Source organism: Acinetobacter lactucae, assembly GCF_013344765.1.
In the GTDB taxonomy this organism is placed as follows: domain Bacteria; phylum Pseudomonadota; class Gammaproteobacteria; order Pseudomonadales; family Moraxellaceae; genus Acinetobacter; species Acinetobacter lactucae_A.
Genome location: NZ_JABVBF010000450.1, coordinates 1 through 387, shown reverse-complemented (window position 1 = coordinate 387; position 387 = coordinate 1). Strand labels below are relative to the sequence as shown.

At 35.9% G+C, this 387-nt stretch carries 1 protein-coding gene; it reads right to left on the bottom strand.

All coding sequences use genetic code 11. The features are described 5' to 3' along the window. Positions 1-387, bottom strand: a 387-nt coding sequence (locus HUN22_RS17800) for a hypothetical protein (RefSeq protein WP_174732119.1), incomplete at both ends; no start/stop codon positions are given.

Genomic DNA, 387 nt, shown 5'->3' with positions numbered 1-387 from the left:
CTTTGAAGTTGGCATTAAGAAAATCTAGATTAAGTCTTAGCTTTTCATTACGCTTAAAGTAATCTCTTAATTCAGGCTGAGCTATTGCGACCAACTTACCCTTTAAGCTAGATAGAGGCTTGAAACCATCAAGATTAAAGTTAATCTTTGAAGTTTCTACATTACCATATTTTCGCATAACAACATTAGCCATTAGCGATAACTCATCGCGACCATGATTTACAGATTTACCTTCGTTTGTTACCAAAACACCGTACTTATCTTGGTCGTAAGAAAAAAGATTTCCGCCCCACGGAGACAAATCACGATAAATACCATTCATAAACTTGGTTTTGATGAACTCGCTATTAGGCTCAATCCTTTTAGAGAAGTAATCCTGCTTTGAGA